This window comes from Escherichia sp. E13S3 (assembly GCF_004212325.1).
Lineage (GTDB): Bacteria > Pseudomonadota > Gammaproteobacteria > Enterobacterales > Enterobacteriaceae > Escherichia.
Map to the genome: position 1 here is coordinate 85,577 of NZ_RHJR01000004.1, position 22,759 is coordinate 108,335.

11 protein-coding genes and 2 pseudogenes are annotated in these 22,759 nt (G+C 50.6%); 11 read left to right on the forward strand and 2 right to left on the reverse strand.

Annotated features, from left to right (window positions below; translation table 11 throughout):
• Positions 1 to 237: 237 nt before the first annotated feature.
• Entirely contained in the window at positions 238 to 1,347 is a 1,110-nt protein-coding gene (gene apbC, locus D9597_RS05765; protein ID WP_130217182.1) for an iron-sulfur cluster carrier protein ApbC, read from the reverse strand.
• A 167-nt stretch (positions 1,348 to 1,514) separates the two neighbouring features.
• On the opposite strand from apbC, the gene metG reads away from it, so the two are divergent.
• The 11 genes and pseudogenes from metG (at position 1,515) to D9597_RS05815 (ending at position 22,217) form a co-directional block, all read left to right on the forward strand.
• Complete coding sequence (gene metG, locus D9597_RS05770) at positions 1,515 to 3,548, forward strand: methionine--tRNA ligase (RefSeq protein WP_130221853.1); 2,034 nt, start codon at positions 1,515 to 1,517, stop codon at positions 3,546 to 3,548.
• Between the two features lie 140 nt (positions 3,549 to 3,688).
• Positions 3,689 to 3,832: pseudogene (locus D9597_RS23565) on the forward strand (WGR domain-containing protein); the annotation flags it as partial.
• A 2,580-nt stretch (positions 3,833 to 6,412) separates the two neighbouring features.
• A pseudogene (locus tag D9597_RS23570) lies at positions 6,413 to 7,489 on the forward strand (DUF4132 domain-containing protein); the annotation flags it as partial.
• A 12-nt stretch (positions 7,490 to 7,501) separates the two neighbouring features.
• Positions 7,502 to 10,534 carry a WGR and DUF4132 domain-containing protein gene (locus D9597_RS05780; protein ID WP_130221855.1) on the forward strand — a complete coding sequence of 1,011 codons (3,033 nt, stop codon included), beginning with the start codon at positions 7,502 to 7,504 and terminating at the stop codon, positions 10,532 to 10,534.
• A gap of 9 nt (positions 10,535 to 10,543) precedes the next feature.
• Entirely contained in the window at positions 10,544 to 14,176 is a 3,633-nt protein-coding gene (gene yehI, locus D9597_RS05785) for a DUF4132 domain-containing protein YehI (protein ID WP_130221856.1), read from the forward strand.
• A gap of 60 nt (positions 14,177 to 14,236) precedes the next feature.
• Entirely contained in the window at positions 14,237 to 14,542 is a 306-nt protein-coding gene (gene yehK, locus D9597_RS05790; protein WP_096171457.1) for a protein YehK, read from the forward strand.
• A gap of 585 nt (positions 14,543 to 15,127) precedes the next feature.
• Positions 15,128 to 16,216 carry a MoxR family ATPase gene (locus tag D9597_RS05795; RefSeq protein ID WP_000074859.1) on the forward strand — a complete coding sequence of 363 codons (1,089 nt, stop codon included), beginning with the start codon at positions 15,128 to 15,130 and terminating at the stop codon, positions 16,214 to 16,216.
• A 9-nt stretch (positions 16,217 to 16,225) separates the two neighbouring features.
• Positions 16,226 to 18,505, forward strand: coding sequence for a DUF5682 family protein (locus D9597_RS05800; RefSeq protein ID WP_130221857.1), 2,280 nt, complete (start codon positions 16,226 to 16,228; stop codon positions 18,503 to 18,505).
• The gene (locus D9597_RS05805; protein WP_130221858.1) at positions 18,498 to 19,634 is read left to right on the forward strand and encodes a VWA domain-containing protein; all 1,137 of its coding nucleotides are present in this window, start codon (positions 18,498 to 18,500) and stop codon (positions 19,632 to 19,634) included. Before D9597_RS05800 ends, D9597_RS05805 begins: the two co-directional genes overlap by 8 nt.
• Positions 19,631 to 21,649: an SWIM zinc finger family protein gene (locus D9597_RS05810; RefSeq protein WP_130221859.1), complete on the forward strand. Its 2,019-nt coding sequence runs from the start codon at positions 19,631 to 19,633 to the stop codon at positions 21,647 to 21,649. Before D9597_RS05805 ends, D9597_RS05810 begins: the two co-directional genes overlap by 4 nt.
• Positions 21,650 to 21,755: 106 nt before the next feature.
• The gene (locus D9597_RS05815) at positions 21,756 to 22,217 is read left to right on the forward strand and encodes a YehR family lipoprotein (protein WP_130207020.1); all 462 of its coding nucleotides are present in this window, start codon (positions 21,756 to 21,758) and stop codon (positions 22,215 to 22,217) included.
• A gap of 41 nt (positions 22,218 to 22,258) precedes the next feature.
• On the opposite strand, the gene D9597_RS05820 is transcribed toward D9597_RS05815, so the two are convergent.
• Complete coding sequence (locus tag D9597_RS05820) at positions 22,259 to 22,729, reverse strand: DUF1456 family protein (RefSeq protein WP_130207022.1); 471 nt, start codon at positions 22,727 to 22,729, stop codon at positions 22,259 to 22,261.
• Between the last annotated feature and the right edge of the window lie 30 nt (positions 22,730 to 22,759).

Genomic DNA, 22,759 nt, shown 5'->3' on the forward strand with positions numbered 1-22,759 from the left:
GGTTATGCCGGGTAGATTGAGTGCATAACAAACTATAGCTGTACATCCGCTACACAGCCACGAGGGATGATAAAGAGACAGTGTTTGCACAATCAATCGCCTTTGTACAGTTTCGGACTAAGATCCACTGAATATTCGCAGCATTAAAAAAGGGGTTATTAAGGCTGCAAAAAAATTCACCGCATCAATTTAACATTGATGCGGTGAATGAAGAATAACCAGAAAGGTTAATACGCGTTATACGGCGCGAAAGGCAATCTCGCCAGGGATGACTTCGCCCTGCCAGTAGAGTTGGGCTGCAACACGGTCTGCCAGTTGGCGGTAGATAGCGGTAAATTCGCTCTCCGGACGGCTGATAACCGTTGGCGTGCCTTTATCGAGATCTTCACGTAAGGAGATGTGTAACGGCATCTGTCCCAGCAGTTGCGTGTGGTATTTCTCTGCCAGTTTCTCTGCGCCGCCAGTGCCGAAAATCGGCTCATGGTGACCACAGTTACTGCAAATATGCACACTCATATTCTCGACAATACCGAGCACCGGAACTTCGACCTTTTCAAACATCACGATGCCTTTTTTCGCATCGATCAGCGCGATGTCCTGCGGCGTTGTTACCACTACTGCACCGGTCACCGGAATGTTCTGCGCCAGCGTCAGCTGAATGTCACCAGTTCCTGGCGGCATGTCGAGCACCAGATAGTCGAGGTCTGGCCACAAGGTTTCTTGCAACATCTGCATTAGCGCCTTGCTGGCCATTGGACCACGCCATACCATCGCATTGTCGTCAGTGACCAGATAACCAATTGAATTGGTTGCCAGGCCATGAGACATAATCGGTGCCATATGGGTGCCGTCTGGTGACGTCGGACGCTGGTTTTCTGCGCCCAGCATGGTTGGGATTGATGGGCCGTAGATATCGGCATCCAGAATACCCACTTTCGCCCCTTCCGCCGCCAGTGCCAGCGCCAGGTTTACCGCCGTGGAGGATTTACCCACGCCGCCTTTGCCGGAACTGACCGCAATGATGTTCTTCACGCCGTTAATACCCGGCTGATTCTTCACGCGTTTCAGAGTGGCAATGTTATGCGACAGTTTCCAGTCGATAGCTTTCGCCCCAGTGATACGCAGCAATTCGGCGCTACATTGCTCTTTTAAATCTTCGAACGCACTATGCCAGACAAACGGCATAACCAGTTCCACATGCAACGTGTCGTCCATCCAGGCAACATGGTGCAACGCTTTTAGCGTAGTGAGGTTATGCTTGAGGGTTGGGTGCTGAAAATTGGCCAGTGTCCCGGCGACCATTGCGCGCAGGGCTTCTGGTGATTTGGCCTGGGATTGTTCGTTCATCCCGACTCCTTATTTATAAAGATAACTTATCGCTATTAGTTTACCTGAAGTTAACAGCTAAGTACTTACCTAATAATGCATCATAAGATGCTTGCACAGGACTTACGTAACCATGCCCCATTTGGTACTATCTAAGCCCTTTTCACTACAAAGAAGTAATGCCTACTATGACTCAAGTCGCGAAGAAAATTCTGGTAACGTGCGCACTGCCGTACGCCAACGGCTCAATCCACCTCGGCCATATGCTGGAGCACATCCAGGCTGATGTCTGGGTCCGTTACCAGCGAATGCGCGGCCACGAGGTCAACTTCATCTGCGCCGACGATGCCCACGGTACGCCAATCATGCTGAAAGCCCAGCAACTTGGTATCACACCGGAGCAGATGATTGGCGAAATGAGTCAGGAGCATCAGACTGATTTCGCAGGCTTTAACATTAGCTACGACAATTACCACTCTACGCACAGCGAAGAGAACCGTCAGCTGTCGGAGCTTATATACAGCCGCCTGAAAGAGAACGGTTTTATTAAAAACCGCACCATCTCTCAGTTGTACGATCCGGAAAAAGGCATGTTCCTGCCGGACCGTTTTGTGAAAGGCACCTGCCCGAAATGTAAAGCACCTGATCAATACGGCGATAACTGCGAAGTCTGCGGCGCAACATATAGCCCGACTGAATTGATCGAACCGAAATCGGTGGTTTCTGGCGCTACGCCGGTAATGCGTGATTCCGAACACTTCTTCTTTGATCTGCCTTCTTTCAGCGAAATGTTGCAGGCATGGACCCGCAGCGGCGCGTTGCAGGAGCAAGTGGCAAATAAAATGCAGGAGTGGTTTGAATCCGGCCTGCAACAGTGGGATATCTCCCGCGACGCGCCGTACTTCGGTTTTGAAATTCCGAACGCGCCGGGCAAATATTTCTACGTCTGGCTGGACGCGCCGATTGGCTATATGGGTTCATTCAAGAATCTGTGCGACAAGCGCGGCGACAGCGTAAGCTTCGACGAATACTGGAAGAAAGATTCCACCGCCGAGCTGTATCACTTCATCGGTAAAGATATTGTTTACTTCCACAGCCTGTTCTGGCCTGCCATGCTGGAAGGTAGCAACTTCCGCAAGCCGACCAACCTGTTTGTTCACGGCTATGTGACGGTGAACGGCGCGAAAATGTCCAAGTCTCGCGGCACCTTTATTAAAGCCAGCACCTGGCTGAATCATTTTGACGCCGACAGCCTGCGTTACTACTACACTGCAAAACTGTCTTCGCGCATTGATGATATCGATCTCAACCTGGAAGATTTCGTTCAGCGCGTGAATGCCGATATCGTTAACAAAGTGGTTAACCTGGCCTCCCGTAATGCGGGCTTTATCAACAAGCGTTTTGACGGTGTGCTGGCAAGCGAGCTGGCTGACCCTGAGCTGTACAAAACCTTTACCGATGCCGCTGAAGTGATTGGTGAAGCGTGGGAAAGCCGTGAATTTGGTAAAGCAGTGCGCGAAATCATGGCACTGGCTGACCTGGCTAACCGCTATGTCGATGAACAGGCTCCGTGGGTAGTCGCAAAACAGGAAGGTCGCGATGCTGACCTGCAGGCGATTTGCTCAATGGGCATCAACCTGTTCCGCGTGCTGATGACTTACCTGAAGCCGGTACTGCCGAAACTGACCGAGCGTGCAGAAGCATTCCTGAATACGGAACTGACCTGGGATGGTATCCAGCTACCGCTGCTTGGCCATAAAGTGAATCCGTTCAAGGCGCTGTATAACCGCATCGACATGAAACAGGTTGAAGCACTGGTGGAAGCATCCAAAGAGGAAGTAAAAGCCACTGCTGCACCAGTTACTGGCCCGCTGGCAGATGATCCGATTCAGGAAACCATCACCTTTGACGACTTCGCCAAAGTTGACCTGCGCGTGGCACTGATTGAAAACGCAGAGTTTGTTGAAGGTTCTGACAAACTGCTGCGCCTGACGCTGGATCTCGGCGGCGAAAAACGTAATGTCTTCTCCGGCATTCGTTCTGCTTACCCGGATCCGCAGGCACTGATTGGTCGTCACACCATTATGGTGGCCAACCTGGCACCACGTAAAATGCGCTTTGGTATCTCTGAAGGCATGGTGATGGCTGCCGGTCCTGGCGGGAAAGATATCTTCCTGCTAAGCCCGGATGCTGGTGCTAAACCAGGCCATCAGGTGAAATAATCCCCCTTCAAGGCGCTGCATCGACAGCGCCTTTTCTTTATAAATTCCTAAAGTTGTTTTCTTGCGATTTTGTCTCTCTCTAACCCGCATAAATACTGGTAGCATCTGCATTCAACTGGATAAAATTACAGGGATGCAGAATGAGACACTTTATCTATCAGGACGAAAAATCACATAAATTTTGGGCGGTGGAGCAGCAAGGCAACGAGTTGCATATCAGTTGGGGCAAAGTCGGCACCAACGGGCAAAGCCAGGTAAAAAGTTTTGCTGATGCTGCTGCGGCGGCAAAAGCGGAACAGAAGCTGATCGCAGAGAAAACGAAAAAAGGCTATGTGGAAGGCGATTCGGCAAACGTATATATCCCTCCAGTCACCAAAGCCACTCCTGAAGTTAAAACTCCCCCTGTGAGTCAAAATAAACGCCCATGGCTGGCTGATGATGCAGTCATTCTGGTAACTGACGATATTAATCGATTTGCTTTTCCACATCGCTCTCGCCCCAAGGAGATCAATTATCTGCGCAAAGACGGTGAGATATGGAAGCGCATCGCGAATAACACCAGGGCATATGATCCCGACAACAATTACCGCTCTTATCCTGAAAACTGGCAGCTGGCGTTTGCCGAGTTACAAAGGCGAATTCTGAATAATCAACAAACAGGAAGTATAAAATCTGATGCGGCATTGCTCTGGAGTTTATGGAACTCTTACTCTACAGATGAACTGGTCGATGACTTAGTCATTCGCTGTGGTCTGGAAAGTGCCGTTGAAATCGCCCTTCTCGCTCTTCAACTCAAATATAAACCAGTAAAAGCCGACGTCACCACCATCATTCCCCCTGATTTCAAAGCAGAATCGCTACCGAACTGGCATCAACGTCTATGTCATCATCTTTCACTCGCTTCAGAAGATGAGTGGCAACGCTGTGTAGATAAAGTACTCGCGGCTATTCCCTCGCTCTCCCCCGCACGGCAACCTTTTGCGGCGTTATTGATCCCTGAACGCCCGGATATCGCCAATGCTATGGCGCTACGTTATGCAGACCAAAACGTTCCGGCGATGACCTGGTTAAGTATGATGGTAAGCGATGATGTTGCCCTGGCCACCCTGGAAAAATATGGTTTCCCTCCGCTATATAATGATTTCCGCAAATATCTGGCTACGTTGCTGGCAAATAATGGAATGCGTGGTGTAAGCCGGATACTTCTCAAGCTACCTGTCGACTATCCCGTAAAATACACGGACCTTTTCACTCACATACACGCCAATGCTGAAGATCTTGTCAAATGGTTATGGAAAACGAATCACCCGGATGCGATTCAAATTCTGATCCTCGGTGTAATTGGCAAGAAAAAGCACCTGGAATACTTAAGCAAAGCCTGTCAAAAACATCCCGCTGCGGCTATTGCCGCTTATGCAACTTTGCTGGCAATACATGAAGATGCACAGTGGCGTAACGCACTTGTCAAACTGATTACCGCCACGCCAGAGTTAGTATGCGACGTCATTCCCTGGGTGAATGCCAAAGCCGCTGGCATCTTATCTGAATGTCGTCCGCAGCCAGTAGCTGAAGAATGTGAATATGCCACTGTGGATATGTTGCCGGAGCTGTTTGTCGCTCCACCGTGGGTAATAAATAAAAAGAAAAATGTAATACCCGTATTTGATTTACCTGTGCTTCCTGTTCCTGCCGTCACGGATATCACACCTGGAATTACAGAGTTAATCAGTCATACTGACATATCCAGATTCAGTGAAATCGCGCAATATCAGGCATCCCAGCAAACCTTATTTACCGACCTGCCACTAATTGAAAAAGAAAGTTGGGAGACATCTTTCATTCCTTTTACACCAGAACAACAAATCCTTTGGCAATTAGGTTTTAATGAATGGCGGCATTGCGAGGATGACTTGCATGAAAAAAAATATATACCGCAAAGCGCCGTTGATGCCTTGTTGCGCTTTGATTTTCCAACACTAAAAGCTGAGTTTGCGAAATATCACAACAATGCAAACAAAAGCTGGAATCTATCTGCGCTTTGTTACTTACCGGGACAACAGGCGATTTCATTTCTCAACCAAATAATCATTGAGGAGCGATATTCAGGTGAGAAAGAGATTCTGGCGATTTTTGGTAGTACTGCCATTCCTGCGTTCATGACTTGCTTGCAAAGAGATCATCAACGACTGTGGATATTCACCCTTTTTATTGGGGCCAGTGAACTAGCCTTACCAATGGCGCAGCGGTTACAGAAAAAAATGGCTTACAAGGATGCCGCTAATTGGCTGGCAAATAACCCGCGCCATGCCGCCGCCGGGCTACTGCCTTTGGCGCTAGGCAAATCCTGTCAAAATCGGGAATATGCCCGCCAGGCACTCCGCCTGCTAGTGAAATTAAACCAGCGAGAAACTATTGAGGAAATCGCGCAAGGATATAATCAACCTGATGTTTTAGCTGCGCTGGCAACATTATTTGATAGCGACCCACTGGAAGAATATCCTGCAAAAATCGCCCCACTGCCCGGTTTTTATCAGTTCACCTTATGGCGCAGACCACGGCTTAAAAGTAACAACCAGCCTCTGCCAGATGACGCTATGCGCCACCTGGGCACTATGTTGAGCTTTCCACGCGACATTACCCCCTACGCAGGGCTTGCGATCATCAAAGAAACCTTCACCCGCGAATCACTGGCTGAATTTGGCTGGGATCTGTATACCGCCTGGACAGAAGCTGGCGCACCCGCAAAAGAAAACTGGGCATTTACCTCGCTTGGGATTTTAGGCAATGACGACACCGCGCGTAAATTAACACCGCTCATCCGCACCTGGCCGGGTGAATCCCAGCATAAACGCGCGGTTTACGGGCTGGATGTGTTAGCCAGTATCGGTAGTGATATTGCGCTGATGCTGCTTAATGGCATTGCGCAAAAAATTAAATTCGCCGCATTGCAGGAACATGCGAGCGACAAAATCAACATGGTCGCTGAAAACCGTGGGCTGACTATGGCTGAACTGGAAGACCGCCTGGCACCGGATTTAGGACTTGATAGCAGTGGCTCGCTGACACTGGATTTCGGCTCACGTCAATTTACCGTTGGTTTTGACGAAACCTTGAAACCCGTGGTTCGCGACGCAAACGGCAAAGTTCTGAAAGATTTACCCAAACCAAATCAGAGCGATGATAAAACACTGGCAACTGACGCGGTTAATCTCTTCAAACAGTTGAAAAAAGATGTACGCGCCATAGCCAGCCAGCAGATTGATCGTCTGGAGCAGGCTATGTGCCAGCGCAGACGCTGGACGGCAGAGCAGTTCCGCCTGTTCCTGGTGGAGCATCCGCTGGTACGTCACTTAACCCGACGGCTGTTATGGGGAGTATATACTGAGGAAAACACGCTGATTGCCTGCTTCCGGGTCGCAGAAGACAGCACTTACAGCGATGCGCAGGAAGAGCTATTCACGTTACCAGCAGGAAACATCGGTATACCGCATGTGCTGGAAATCTCCCCTGAATCCGCCGCTGCATTTGGGCAAATTTATGCTGATTACGAACTACTTCCTCCGTTCCGCCAACTCGATCGTGGTTATTACCACCTTGCTGATAATGAACGTGATACCCATGAGTTGATACGCTGGGACGGACGTCTCTGCCAGGCCGGACGCATTGTCGGGCTGGAACGCAGAGGCTGGCAACGTCTGGAAGAAAGCGGCAGCATCTATGCGATGCGCAAATCTACCCCTTATGGCGCTCTCGAACTTGAAACAGAACATTTTTCATTAATTTATGGTGAAACGGGGTATAGCGACCTGCTGCCTGTCGAAAGCGTAAAAATCACTGCCTCTTATGATCGCAACGGTAAACAATCCTCACTCACTTTCTCCGCGCTCGACGACATCACCGCCAGCGAGCTGATTAACGATATTGAATCACTGTTTGATTAAAAGGATTTAACAATGAAAACCTATATTTATCAGGACGAAAAATCACATAAATTCTGGGCGGTTGAGCAGCAGGGAAACGAGCTGCATATTAACTGGGGTAAGGTCGGCACCAACGGGCAAAGCCAGATAAAAAGCTTTGCAGATGCTGCGGCGGCGGAAAAAGCGGAACTGAAGCTGATTACGGAGAAGGTGAAGAAGGGGTATGTGGAGCAAGTAGACGCTAACGCTCACTCACATGATGCCTCAGCAAAGAAAGTCCTGGTCACAGAGGAAAAAGCCTCAATAAATCACCAGGCAGCAACTAATGGTTTACCCTGGCTGGCAGACAACGATCCCATTATTCTTCCCCCGAATATTGCCCGCCATGCCCTCAGCCACCGCCTTTGGCCGGGAGAGCCAGTAAAAAAACCGACCAAACCCGAGAAACAAAATTTAATTTCCCGGCTAGCAAATCGTACTTATCACTATTATAAAAATCTGACTTTCGATTACAGCTCATGCTCTGATGAATGGGCTGATGCGATTAACCAGGCAATTAGCTTAATTAATGCTCAAAAGCTGGAGGTACCTGCACGTACTATGGCGGTGCTGACCTTACTGGAAATTTGTTTTTGTCAGGGCTGGAATGATGAAACCTCATCCGAGTTGCTGGATGAAATTGTAAGCACCTTCGGTATCGAATACGCAACTGAAACTGTCATCTTCTGGTGGCAAATTGATTTCGATTTTGACTATAAAGATGAACATTTGACTTTCTTTATTAATTATGCAGATAGCAGCAAGGACAGTTATAGAAGGAATAACGACAAATTTAGTTTACGTCTGCGTAAACATTTATCACTAGCAGAAGAAGAAGTATGGCAAAATTGCATTGCAAAATTACTCGTTGCGTTACCAGATATATCACTCTATCGCCAACCGTTAATTGCCATTTTAATGCCAGAAATACCCGAAGTGGCCCATGAGATCGTACATCGTTTACACCAGGTCGCAGATGTTCCACAACTTGAAATGTTGAAACTGGTAGCGACAGATCCATTCACGCTCGAAATACTGGAGAACTATCAATACATTGATGTATTTAACACCTATGGTGCCAGTTGGTCAGCTACGGTATTACGGGAGCAAGGTATAGCGGCACTGGCTCGCCTGGCTCCCTATGCTGAAGAAGATAATTGCGGTGACGTACTGAAATGTATTAATCATCCGTTGGCCATTACGGCACTCATCGAAGCCGCCGATACTAATAAACGCTGTTATGAACGACTAATAAAAAGTGCCGAAAATTTTCCTTCTGCCACGATAGCGGCATTAGCCGAAGCATTGGTAAAAAAAGATGATAAACGCAAACATACGTTGCTGGTTTCATTACTTAATGCAAATCCTTTATTGGTCGAAAAATTAGTCATCGGATTATCGTCGCAAGCGGCAAATTTATTGCAACAATGTCAGCAATTGCTGAATAGTCGCAATGAAGATTTTGCAAACTCAGAAATTCTACCAATGGTACTAGTCTCACCGCCCTGGGCAATTCAAAATAAAAATAACGACAACAGTCCTGTGGGTAAATACCCGGCGAAAATCCCCCCTTTACCGTTGTTTTATCAACCTCCATTATGGACTCGCCCGAAACTCAAAAATAGCAGCAAGGTACTGCCAGATAGCGCCCTCCTCCACCTCGGCGAAATGCTCCGCTTCCCTCAGGAAGAGGCTCTGTATCCGGGATTATTGCAGGTGAAAGATGCCTGTACCGCCGACTCTCTGGCTGAATTTGCCTGGGATCTGTTTACCGCCTGGCTGACTGCGGGAGCTCCGTCGAAAGAGAGCTGGGCGTTCAGTGCGTTAGGTGTTCTCGGCAACGATGACACCGCCCGCAAACTGACGCCATTAATCCGCGCCTGGCCTGGTGAATCCCAGCATAAACGCGCCACCGTTGGGTTGGATATTCTCGCTGCTATCGGCAGCGATATCGCCCTGATGCAGCTTAACGGCATCGCCCAGAAACTGAAATTCAAAGCATTACAGGAGCGGGCAAAAGAAAAAATTGCCAACATTGCCGAGAGCCGCGAACTCACGGTGGCGGAGCTTGAAGATCGGTTAGCACCGGATCTCGGTCTGGATGATAACGGTTCGTTGCTGCTGGATTTCGGCCCACGCCAGTTCACCGTCAGCTTTGATGAAACCTTAAAACCGTTTGTGCGTGACGCTTCCGGCAGTCGTCTGAAAGACCTGCCCAAACCAAACAAAAGCGATGATGAATCACAGGCGAACGATGCTGTTAACCGCTACAAATTGCTGAAAAAAGATGCGCGTACCGTTGCTGCCCAGCAGGTAGCAAGGCTGGAATCCGCCATGTGCCTTCGTCGCCGCTGGTCGGCTGAAAACTTTCAGCTCTTCCTGGTTGAGCATCCGCTGGTCCGCCACTTAACCCGCCGTCTGATTTGGGGCGTTTATAGCACCGAAAACCAGCTACTGGCGTGCTTCCGCGTGGCGGAAGATAACAGCTACAGCACCGCTGACGATGACCTCTTCACCTTACCGGAAGGCGATATCTCTATTGGTATTCCTCACGTTCTGGAGATATCACCGACGGATGCCGCCGCCTTTGGGCAGCTTTTTGCCGACTATGAACTGTTACCGCCGTTCCGCCAGCTCGACCGTAACAGTTACGCCCTGACAGAAACCGAGCGCAATGCCAGCGAATTGACCCGCTGGGCAGGCAGAAAATGCCCGAGCGGTCGGGTCATGGGACTGGCGAATAAAGGTTGGGTGCGTGGTGAACCGCAGGATGGTGGCTGGATCGGCTGGATGATCAAACCTCTGGGCCGCTGGTCGTTAATCATGGAAATCGATGAAGGCTTTGCAGTTGGTATGTCGCCAGCCGAACTTAGCGCCGAGCAACTCTTAAGCAAGCTGTGGCTATGGGAAGGCAAAGCAGAAAGCTATGGCTGGGGAAGTCATTCAACACAGGAAGCACAGTTCTTCGTGCTCGATGCCATCACCGCCAGCGAGTTGATTAACGATATTGAAGCTCTGTTTGAATAAGGAAAGAGCATGGACAAGGAATTACCGTGGCTGGCGGATAACGCCCAAGTGGAACTGAAATATAAAAAAGGCAAAACACCACTCAGCCATCGCAATTGGCCGGGCGAACCGGTGCCTGTTATCACTGAAAGCATCATCCAGACACTGGGTGATGAATTGCTACAAAAAGCTGAGAAGAAAAAAAACATTATCTGGCGTTATGAAAATTTTTCACTGGAGTGGCAGTCCGCCATTACGCAGGCCATCAACTTGATCGGCGAACACAAACCCTCAATCCCGGCCCGGACAATGGCGACGCTAGCCTGTATTGCGCAAAAGGACAGCCAACAGTTGCTCGACGAAATCGTCCAACAAGAGGGGCTGGAATATGCAACTGAGGTGGTGATTGCACGCCAGTTTATTGTACGGTGTTATGAGAGTGATCCTCTGGTAGTCACATTGCAGTATCAGAACGAGGATTATGGCTATGGTTACCGCTCAGAAACCTATAACGAATTCGATCTCCGACTGCGTAAGCATCTCTCTCTGGCAGAGGAAAGCTGCTGGCAGCGATGCGCCGACAAACTCATTGCCGCACTGCCAGGAATAACCAAAGTTCGCCGCCCTTTTATTGCGCTGATCCTCCCGGAAAAACCAGAAATCGCCAATGAGTTGGTAGGCCTTGAATGCCCGCGAACTCATTTTCATTCTAAGGAGTGGTTAAAAGTTGTTGCTAATGACCCCACAGCGGTGAGAAAACTCGAACACTACTGGAGCCAGGATATATTTAGCGATCGAGAAGCCAGCTACATGTCGCATGAAAACCACTTCGGCTACGCGGCCTGCGCCGCCCTTTTGCGCGAACAAGGAATTGCAGCCGTTCCGCGCCTCGCGATGTATGCCCATAAAGAAGATTGCGGCAGTCTGCTGGTACAAATTAACCATCCGCAAGTCATCCGCACCTTGCTGTTAGTTGCCGATAAAAACAAACCCAGCCTGCAACGTGTGGCTAAATACAGTAAAAACTTCCCCCATGCGACGCTCGCCGCACTGGCAGAACTGCTGGCGTTAAAAGAACCACCAGCCCGCCCAGGTTATCCAATCATCGAAGATAAAAAGCTGCCTGCACAGCAAAAAGCTCGAGATGAATACTGGCGTACGCTGTTACAAACGCTGATTGCATCGCAGCCACAACTGGCAGCAGAAGTGATGCCGTGGTTAAGTACTCAAGCCAGGGCAGTGCTGAAGAGTTATTTATCGGCACCGCCCAAACCGATTATTGATAGTACCGATAACAGCAATCTGCCTGAAATCCTCGTTTCACCACCGTGGCGTTGTAAGAAAAAAATGACAGCTCCACGTCTTGATTTGGCACCGCTCGAATTAACTCCGCAAGTTTACTGGCAACCAGGCGAACAAGAGAGGCTTGCCGCCACTGAGTCTGCCCGTTATTTCAGCACGGAATCTCTTGCGCAACGCATGGAACAAAAAAGTGGACGAGTTGTATTACAGGAACTGGGTTTTGGGGATGATGTATGGCTGTTTCTGAATTATATACTCCCCGGAAAACTGGATGCTGCACGCAATTCACTCATTGTTCAGTGGCATTACTACCAGGGGCGGGTTGAAGAGATCCTGAATGGCTGGAACTCCCCGGAAGCACAATTAGCAGAACAGGCGCTCCGCAGCGGTCACATAGAAGCGTTAATTAACATATGGGAAAATGACAACTGCTCACGTTATCGTCCGGAAAAGAGTGTCTGGAACCTGTATTTATTGGCACAGTTGCCGCGTGAGATGGCTTTGACCTTCTGGCTGCGTATCAATGAGAAAAAGCATCTGTTCGCGGGTGAGGACTATTTTCTCAGTATCCTCGGATTGGATGCGCTACCAGGTCTGCTGTTGGCTTTTTCACATCGTCCAAAAGAAACATTTCCGTTAATTTTAAATTTTGGCGCAACAGAACTGGCGCTGCCTGTTGCCCGCATCTGGCACCGTTTTGCGGGCCAGCGTAATCTGGCTCGCCAGTGGATTTTACAATGGCCGGAACATACGGCTACTGCACTTATCCCTCTTGTCTTTACCAAACCCAGCGATAATAGTGAAGCCGCATTACTTGCCCTGCGTTTACTGTACGAACAGGGACATGGCGAATTGCTGCAAACTGTGGCAAACCGCTGGCAACGCGCTGATGTATGGCCTGCCCTGGAGCAATTACTTAAACAGAGTCCAATAGAGATTTACCCAGCACGCATTCCAAAAGCTCCTGATTTCTGGCATCCGACAATGTGGTCCAGGCCGCGCCTTATCACTAATAATCAGCCTGTTACCGATGACGCTCTGGAAATTATCGGCGAAATGCTGCGCTTTACCCAGGGTGGACGTTTTTATAGCGGGCTGGAACAACTGAAAACGTTCTGCCAGCCGCAAACGCTGGCCGCTTTTGCCTGGGATCTCTTCACCGCATGGCAACAAGCGGGCGCCCCCGCAAAAGACAACTGGGCATTTCTGGCGTTAAGTTTCTTTGGCGACGAAAGCACGGCACGGGATCTGACGACACAAATCCTCGCCTGGCCACAAGAAGGCAAATCTGCCCGTGCTGTCAGTGGTCTGAATATACTCACCCTGATGAATAATGATATGGCGCTGATACAGCTGCATCATATATCGCAACGGGCGAAATCCCGCCCCTTACGTGATAACGCGGCGGAATTACTTCAGGTGGTCGCAGAAAATCGCGGGCTAAGCCAGGAAGAGTTAGCGGACAGAGTAGTCCCATCACTGGGCCTTGATGACCCGCAGGCGTTGATTTTTGATTTTGGTCCCCGGCAGTTTACCGTTCGCTTCGATGAAAACCTCAACCCGGTTATCTACGATCAGCAAAACGTTCGCCAGAAAAGTGTTCCCCGGTTGCGAGCCGATGACGATCAACTGAAAGCGCCCGAGGCACTGGCCCGATTAAAAGGGCTAAAAAAAGATGCCACTCAGGTGAGCAAAAACCTGCTCCCGCGTCTTGAAACTGCCCTGCGCACCACCCGACGCTGGTCGCTGGCAGATTTTCATTCTCTCTTTGTTAATCATCCATTTACTCGCCTGGTTACCCAGCGACTGATATGGGGCGTTTATCTGGCAAATGAACCGCGACGTTTACTCAACGCCTTTCGTGTGGCTGCAGAGGGGGAATTCTGCAATGCACAAGATGAGCCAATTGACCTGCCTGCGGACGCTCTGATTGGCATTGCCCACCCGTTAGAAATGACAGCAGAAATGCGCAGTGAATTTGCACTGCTTTTTGCCGATTACGAAATTATGCCGCCTTTTCGCCAGTTGTCGCGCCGCACGGTGCTGCTCACACCTGACGAGTCAACCAGTAACAGCCTGACTCGCTGGGAAGGTAAATCCGCTACCGTTGGGCAACTTATAGGAATGCGATACAAAGGCTGGGAGTCAGGCTATGAGGACGCATTTGTCTATGACTTGGGCGAGTACCGGCTGGTCCTTAAGTTTTCACCCGGTTTTAACCACTACAATGTTGATAGCAAAGCGCTAATGAGCTTCCGTTCTCTTCGGGTTTACCGTGACAATAAATCCGTCACTTTTGCCGAACTTGATGTGTTTGATTTGAGTGAAGCGTTAAGCGCACCCGACGTCATTTTCCATTAAAACACAGCGGGCAGTGATGCGACTGCCCGTTATCAACCCGACTTACCACCGGGAAAAGCGATGATCGTGCAAAAAGAGCTGGTTGCTATTTACGATTATGAGGTCCCTGTACCTGAAGATCCGTTTTCCTTCAGACTTGAGATCCATAAATGCTCTGAATTATTTACAGGTTCCGTCTATCGACTGGAACGATTCCGGCTACGTCCAACATTTCATCAACGTGATCGAGAAGATGCCGACCCGCTAATAAATGATGCGTTGATTTATATAAGAGATGAGTGTATTGATGAGCGAAAATTACGAGGTGAATCACCTGAAACTGTAATAGCAATTTTTAATCGCGAACTACAGAATATATTCAACTAGGAAATAGAATAATAGTTTATTAAAGGGGGAAGCGGTTTCCCCCTTAGATGCGTTTCAATTTGCCCGTTACTTCAACAAATCAATCAACCGTAACAGAGCCACTAATAACTCCAGTACGGCAATGAGCACGGTTAACTTTTGTGTCAGCGTGTCCATCCGCTCTCCTTATTAAGGAGCGCAACACCAGCACCTTACCCTTACACTGCCTGTCGATACTGGTTTACGTATGTTGGTACGAAACGTTGCTCTCCGGATCAGGGCACCGCCTGCGGCACCACCCGTCCGGCAGCCAGGACTTAAAATTGGTCCGATCCGGCACAACCTCCCAACGGGCCGGATTATAAATCTCACTCACTGAATTGCAATGGAGTGTGGATATGGTTATAATTTATTCGTTGGTACGAAATGTTGCACAATCAGCAAGTTAGCGTCATTGTAGTAAATAAAAGAACCTGCCTCACCAGCAGGTTTTTTATTTACTGTGATCTGCTTTCCAGATATTTTCCGCCCAAACAACTAATGCGCCAAACATTTATTGCGCGTAAAATATCGTTTATTTCATTAATACATTTCAGGGATGAATATATGTCACCGCAGAATAATCATCTGCAGCGTCCGCCTGCTGCTGTGTTATACGCCGATGAACTGGCAAAATTAAAACAAAATGATAACGCCCCATGTCCGCCCGGTTGGCAGTTAAGTTTGCCTGCGGCCCGTGCTTTTATCCTTGGCGATAGCGCGCAAAATATTAGCCGTAAAGTCGTGATTAGTCCCTCCGCTGTCGAACGTATGTTAGTCACTCTTGCCACCGGACGCGGTTTGATGTTGGTGGGGGAACCAGGCACCGCAAAATCTCTCCTGTCTGAATTACTGGCAACCGCTATTAGCGGCGATGCCGGGTTAACCATTCAGGGCGGCGCATCTACCACCGAAGATCAAATCAAGTACGGCTGGAACTACGCCCTGCTTATCAACCATGGTCCGTCAACGGAAGCGCTGGTCCCAGCCCCGCTTTACCAGGGAATGCGCGACGGCAAAATTGTCCGTTTTGAAGAGATAACGCGTACACCGCTGGAAGTACAAGACTGTCTGTTAGGTATGCTTTCTGACCGGGTTATGACGGTGCCGGAACTCACTGGTGAAGCCAGTCAGCTCTATGCGCGAGAAGGCTTTAATATTATTGCCACTGCCAATACCCGCGATCGCGGCGTCAATGAAATGAGTGCCGCGCTAAAGCGTCGCTTCGATTTTGAAACGGTTTTTCCGATTATGGATTTCGCCCAGGAGCTGGAGCTGGTCGCCAGTGCTTCGGCGCGTTTGCTGGCCCATAGCGGTATTCCGCATAAAGTGCCTGACGCGGTACTGGAGTTACTGGTCCGCACCTTCCGCGATCTGCGTGCCAACGGCGAAAAGAAAACGTCAATGGATACACTAACAGCGATTATGTCCACCGCTGAAGCCGTGAACGTGGCCCATGCAGTGGGCGTCCGCGCCTGGTTTTTAGCGAATCGCGCGGGGGAGCCTGCCGACCTGGTGGACTGTATTGCCGGAACCATCGTCAAAGATAACGAAGAAGATCGCGCTCGTCTGCGCCGTTACTTCGAACAGCGTGTCGCCACACATAAAGAAGCTCACTGGCAGGCTTATTATCAAGCCCGCCACCGCCTGCCGTGAGGAAAGAGCATGAGCGAGCCGTTAATTGTCGGCATCCGGCATCATAGTCCGGCCTGCGCCCGGCTGGTGAAATCGTTAATCGAAAGCCAGCGGCCACGATACGTGTTGATTGAAGGCCCGGCTGATTTTAATGACCGGGTAGACGAACTGTTGTTAGCCCACCAGCTTCCGGTAGCTATTTACAGTTATTGCCAGTATCAGGACGGTGCGGCCCCCGGGCGTGGTGCCTGGACGCCATTTGCTGAATTTTCGCCGGAGTGGCAGGCGCTACAAGCCGCTAGTCGTATTCAGGCACAAACTTACTTCATCGATTTGCCTTGCTGGGCGCAGAGTGAAGAAGAGGACGATTCGCCTGATACGCAAGAGGAAAGCCAGGCCTTGCTGCTGCGTGCCACCCGCATGGATAACAGCGATACCCTGTGGGATCACTTGTTCGAAGATGAAAGCCAGCAAACTGCATTACCCTCTGCGCTGGCGCACTATTTTGCCCAACTGCGGGGCGACTCCCCCGGCGATGCTCTCAATCGTCAGCGCGAAGCCTTTATGGCTCGCTGGATTGCATGGGCGATGCAGCAAAACAATGGCGACGTGTTAGTCGTCTGCGGTGGCTGGCACGCCCCTGCACTGGCAAAAATGTGGCGCGAATGTCCGCAGGAAATTAACAAGCCAGAATTGCCCGCACAAGATGGGGCCGTTACAGGTTGCTATCTCACGCCATACAGCGAAAAGCGCCTTGATGTGCTGGCTGGATACCTTTCCGGTATGCCTGCCCCGGTCTGGCAAAACTGGTGCTGGCAGTGGGGCTTGCGGCAGGCGGGAGAACAACTGCTAAAAACGGTTCTTACCCGTTTGCGCCAGCATCACTTGCCTGCTTCAACCGCGGATATGGCTGCCGCTCATCTGCATGCGATGGCACTGGCACAGTTGCGCGGTCATACACTACCGTTACGCACTGACTGGCTGGATGCCATAGCAGGCTCGCTGATTAAAGAAGCCTTGAACGCGCCGTTGCCGTGGAGCTATCGCGGCGTTATTCATCCCGATACCGATCCGATTCTGCTAACGTTGATAGACACATTAGCGGGTGACGGATTCGGTAAACTTGCCCCCTCCACGCCACAACCGCCTCTGCCAAAAGATGTCACCTGCGAACTGGAACGTAGCAAAATCACTCTTCCATCCGACCTGACGTTGAATCGCTTTACCCCCGATGGATTAGCGCAAAGTCAGGTGTTACATCGGCTGGCAATACTGGAGATCCCAGGGATTGTGCGCCAGCAGGGAAGTACACTGACACTTGCAGGCAACGGTGAAGAACACTGGAAATTAACCCGCCCGCTTAGCCAACATGCGGCATTGATTGAGGCCGCCTGTTTTGGTGCCACACTCCAGGATGCCGCACGCAATAAATTAGAAGCCGATATGCTGGACGCGGGCGGAATCGGCAGTATCACCACATGTCTTAGCCAGGCGGCGTTAGCGGGTCTGGCGTCCTTCAGTCAACAATTACTGGAACAACTCACATTATTAATCGCCCAGGAAAATCAATTTGCCGAAATGGGCCAGGCGCTGGAAGTGCTATATGCCTTATGGCGGCTGGATGAAATTAGCGGTATGCAAGGCGCGCAGATATTACAAACGACGTTATGCGCGGCTATCGATCGCACGCTGTGGCTGTGTGAATCTAACGGAAGACCGGATGAAAAGGAGTTTCACGCTCACCTGCATAGCTGGCAAGCGTTGTGTCATATCCTGCGCGATCTGCATAGCGGTGTGCAGCTCCCCGGCGTTTCTCTTTCTGCGGCGGTGGCCTTACTGGAGCGCCGCAGTCAGGCGGTTCATGCCCCGGCACTGGATCGCGGCGCGGCTCTTGGCGCACTGATGCGTCTGGAACATCCCAACGCCAGTGCCGAAGCGGCGCTGGCGATGCTGACGCAGTTATCCCCGGCACAATCCGGCGAGGCGCTGCACGGTTTGCTGGCGCTGGCCCGCCATCAACTGGCCTGTCAGCCTGCATTTATCGCCGGTTTCAGCAGTCATTTAAATCAACTAAGTGACGCCGATTTTATCAACGCCCTGCCCGATTTACGCGCGGCGATGGCCTGGCTACCGCCACGAGAACGTGGGACGCTGGCGCATCAGGTGCTTGAGCATTATCAACTGGCGCAACTTCCCGTTTCGGCGCTGCAAATGCCGTTGCATTGCCCACCGCAAGCCATTGCACATCATCAACAACTCGAACAGCAGGCACTGGCATCGCTGCAACACTGGGGAGTTTTCCATGTCTGAACTGAACGATCTTCTGACCACCCGTGAGCTACAACGCTGGCGATTGATTCTTGGCGAAGCGGCAGAAACGACGCTTTGTGGACTGGATGACAACGCCCGACAAATAGACCACGCGCTGGAGTGGCTGTACGGGCGCGATCCTGAACGGATCCAGCGTGGTGAACGTTCCGGTGGATTGGGTAGCTCAAATCTCACCACGCCTGAGTGGATCAACAGTATTCACACGCTGTTTCCGCAACGGGTGATTGAGCGGCTGGAAAGCGATGCCGTGCTGCGCTACGGCATTGAAGATGTGGTGACGAATCTCGACGTGCTGGAACGTATGCAGCCTTCTGAAAGCCTGCTACGCGCCGTTTTGCACACCAAACATCTGATGAATCCTGAAGTGCTGGTTGCCGCCCGCCGGATAGTGCGCCAGGTAGTGGAAGAAATTATGGCGCGACTGGCAAAGGAAGTTCGCCAGGCTTTTTCTGGTGTCCGCGATCGCCGCCGTCGCTCATTTATTCCACTGGCGCGTAATTTCGATTTCAAAAGTACTCTGCGCGCCAACCTGCAACACTGGCACCCGCAACATGGCAAGTTGTATATCGAATCCCCCCGCTTTAACAGCCGTATTAAGCGCCACAGTGAACAATGGCAATTGGTCTTACTGGTTGATCAAAGCGGATCGATGGTCGATTCGGTGATCCACTCTGCGGTGATGGCGGCCTGTTTATGGCAGTTACCCGGCATTCGTACCCATCTGGTGGCGTTTGACACCAGCGTAGTTGATCTCACGGCAGACGTTGCCGATCCGGTAGAGTTATTAATGAAAGTACAGTTGGGCGGCGGGACCAATATCGCCAGTGCCGTAGAGTATGGTCGGCAACTTATTGAACAACCAGCAAAAAGCGTCATTATCCTCGTGAGCGATTTTTATGAAGGGGGTTCATCATCATTGCTGACGCATCAGGTGAAAAAGTGTGTCCAGAGCGGTATCAAAGTGCTGGGACTGGCAGCGCTCGATAGCACAGCAACGCCATGCTATGACCACGATACGGCCCAGGCGCTGGTTAATGTCGGCGCACAAATAGCCGCGATGACGCCGGGCGAGCTGGCATCATGGCTGGCGGAGAATCTTCAGTCATGAATTCACTACGTCCGGAATTATTAGAACTGACACCGCAGGCGCTGACGGCGTTAAGCAATGCCGGTTTTGTGAAGCGCAGTCTTAAGGAACTGGAAAATGGCAACATTCCGGAAATCAGCCATGAAAACGGTGTTTTACTCGCCACGTTCAGTGACGGTGTCCGTACCCAGCTGGCGAACGGTCAGGCACTGAAAGAGGCTCAGTGCACCTGCGGGGCCAGCGGCATGTGCCGTCATCGCGTGATGCTGGTGTTAAGTTATCAACGACTTTGCGCTACCGCCCAGCCCACGGAAAAAGAAGAAGAGTGGGATCCAGCAATCTGGCTGGAAGAGCTGGCTACCCTACCCGATGTCACCCGTAAACGTGCACAAGCCCTTGTCGCTAAAGGCATCACCATTGAGTTGTTCTGTGTGCCGGGCGAAATTCCCTCTGCCCGATTGCCGATGAGTGACGTACGTTTTTATTCCCGCAGCAGCATTCACTTCGCCCGCTGTGATTGTATTGCCGGAACGCTTTGCGAACACGTGGCGCTGGCGGTACAAGCATTCGCCGAGGCCAAAGCGCAGCAAGCTGAGTTTACTCATTTAATCTGGCAGATGCGCAGCGAACACGCCGCATCTAACGACGATCCATTTGCCAGCCAAGAAGGCAAAACGTGTCGTCAATATGTTCAGCAATTAAGTCAGGCATTATGGCTGGGCGGCATCAGCCAGCCGCTCATCCATTACGAGGCCGCATTCAGCCGTGCATTGCAGGCGGCAGAGACCTGCAACTGGCGATGGGTGAGTGAATCGCTACGGCAACTGCGCGCCAGCGTTGATGCCTTCCACGCCCGCGCCAGCCACTACCATGCCGGAGAATGCTTACGTCAGCTTGCGGCATTAAACAGTCGCTTGAACAGTGCACAAGAAATGGCACGCCGCGACAGTGTTGGTGAAATTCCTCCCATGCCGTGGCGCACGGTGGTTGGCGCAGGCATTGCCGGAGAAGCAAAGCTTGATCATCTGCGGCTGGTGTCTTTAGGTATGCGTTGCTGGCAGGATAATGAGCAGTATGGTTTACGCATCTGGTTCACCGATCCCGACACCGGCAGTATTTTGCACCTTTCGCGCAGTTGGCCGAGAAGCGAACAGGAAAACTCACCGGCAGCCACACGTCGGCTGTTTAGTTTTCAGGCTGGCGCACTGGCAGGTGGGCAAATTGTTTCACAAGCCGCGCGTCGCAGTGCCGAAGGTGAGCTGCTGTTAGCTACTCGCAACCGCTTAAGTAGCGTTGTCCCACTGTCGCCCGATGCCTGGCAAATGCTGAGTGCACCGTTGCGCCAGCCCGGCATTGTGGCTTTGCGGGAATACTTACGCCAGCGTCCGCCAGTCTGCGTCCGGCCGCTTAATCAGGTGGATAATTTATTTATTCTGCCGGTGGCGGAGTGTATTTCGCTGGGATGGGACAGCAGCCGCCAGACGCTGGATGCGCAGGTGATTAGCGGCGAAGGTGAAAATAATGTGCTGACGTTATCGCTGCCAGCCTCTGCCTGCGCGCCCTTTGCCACTGAACGCATGGCGGCACTTTTACAACAGCAGGATGATCCTGTGTGTCTGGTTTCTGGATTCGTCAGTTTTGTTGAAGGACAGTTAAGGCTGGAACCTCGAGTCATGATGACGCAAACCAGAGCCTGGGCGCTGGATGCTGAAACTGCGCCTGTTGCAGCACTACCTTCAGCGTGCGTACTTCCTGCGCCATCCACCGCTCATCAGTTGCTGATGCGCTGTCAGGCGTTGCTCATTCAATTGCTACACAACGGCTGGCGCTATCAGGAACAGAGCATCATTAGCCAGGCTGAGTTGCTGGCAATAGATTTAACCGCGACGGGGTTTTATCGGCTGGCGCATGTGTTGAATCAATGGCGCCATACGGAAGGTGAGACACTAATAGAAACATTGAATAGTTGCGTTTTACTTTGCGAACAATTATTACCGATGCTTGAGCACCAGGGAGGAGAAAATGCTTTTTATTAAGAGTTCTACTCCATTTCCGGACTGCTCAAAACAAGGTATAAAGCATATTCTATAGCGCCCTGGTGAGAGTCACCAGTTTCCTGATTTTGATAAAATGGAGTTTTACATGAAGGCTTTCAACAAGCTGTTTTCCCTCGTAGTTGCATCTGTTCTGGTTTTCTCTCTCGCAGGCTGCGGTGACAAAGAAGAATCTAAGAAATTTAGCGCTAATCTGAACGGTACTGAAATTGCCATTACTTATGTCTACAAAGGCGACAAAGTGATTAAGCAATCTTCAGAAACCAAAATTCAGTTTGCAACCATTGGTGCAACCACCAAAGAAGATGCAGCTAAGAAACTTGAGCCATTAAGCGCCAAATACAAAAACATTCCGGGCGTTGAGGAAAAATTAACCTATACCGATACTTACGCGCAGGAAAATGTAAATATCGATATGGAAAAAGTTGATCTGAAAGCCCTGCAGGGCATTTCCGGTATCAAGATGGGTGATGAAGATACCAGCAAAGGTGTCAGCATGAAGCAGATTGAACTGGTCATGGCTGCTGCTGGTTTTAAAGAAGTGAAATAATCTGTCGGCGGCCATGTTCTTGCATGGCCGCCATGCCCGTCTTAGCTTTTCTTCACATGCTGGCGCGCTGCCAGTCCACGCAGAAAATAACGCAAGAATTGATCGCCGCATTCACGGAAGTTTTTATGATCCGGTGCACGCATCATCGCAGTAATTTCCGGCATCGAAACACGGAACTGTTGTTCGGTGAGGATCGCCAGAATGTCATCGGTTTTCAGTGAAAACGCGATGCGTAATTTTTTCAGCACGATGTTGTTATTAATGCGACGTTCCGGCTCCAGTGCCGGAGCAGACTCATCCCTGCCGCGTTTTTCGTAAATCAAACCATTCAGGAATGAAGACAAAACAATGTCCGGACAACGCTGAAAACCCTCTTCGTCTTCTTTACGTAGCCAGACGGCGATCTGTTCCGCGGTGGCTTCAACATTAGCCAGCGCCAGGATACGCACCAGGTCATTATTGTTGGCTTTCAAAATGTAGCGCACGCTGCGCAGAATATCGTTACTTAGCATGAGGCCTTCGGGTGTTAATGAGGCAAAAAG